1 protein-coding gene is annotated in these 628 nt (G+C 56.2%); it reads left to right on the top strand.

Translation table 11 applies throughout. The features are described from left to right. On the top strand, positions 1–628 hold a 628-nt coding region (locus J5224_RS33790; RefSeq protein ID WP_264629234.1), incomplete at both ends, for a YciC family protein.

Here is a 628-nt window from a genome sequence, read left to right as displayed (position 1 = left end):
ACTCACGGCGGTCATTACTGTCATGTTAAATCAGGCATTAATACCGGCACCGGAACAGTTACAGCTATTGAGTAATGTCAGTGGCGATCTCTCCAGCACCGGCCAGTTGGGGCTGCACGATCTGATTCAACAAATGACGCCCGAGCAACAGATGGTGCTGCTTAAAGTTTCCGCAGCCAGCACCTTTGCCGCATTGGTCGGCAATGCGTTGCTGACCGGCGGTGTGTTGACGCTGGTGAGACAGGTTTCGGCCGGACAAGCCACCAGCGCGCTGCGCGCGATTGGTGCCTCCGCACCGCTGCTGCCGCGACTGTTCTTTTTGATCCTGGTGGGTACCATTTTAGTGCAACTGGGCATGCTGCTGTTGATCGTGCCGGGGGTGTTGCTGGCCATCGCAGTCAGTTTATCTCCCGTGATCGCCGCGGTTGAGAATAAAGGCGTTTTCGCCTCCATCCGCCTCAGCGCAAAGCTCGCCTATGCCAATCTGAAGCTGATTGCTCCTGCTGTGCTCTTTTGGTTGTTGGCAAAGGTTGCCCTGCTGATCCTGGTAGCGCGTCTGCCGCTGGCATCGCCTACCACCATGGCAATCCTGATGAATGGGGTGAGTAACCTGATCTCTGCGCTCTTT

The organism is Candidatus Symbiopectobacterium sp. NZEC135 (genome assembly GCF_025962695.1).
Note: the sequence above shows the minus strand (reverse complement) of the source record. Positions and strands in the feature narration are given on the sequence as shown.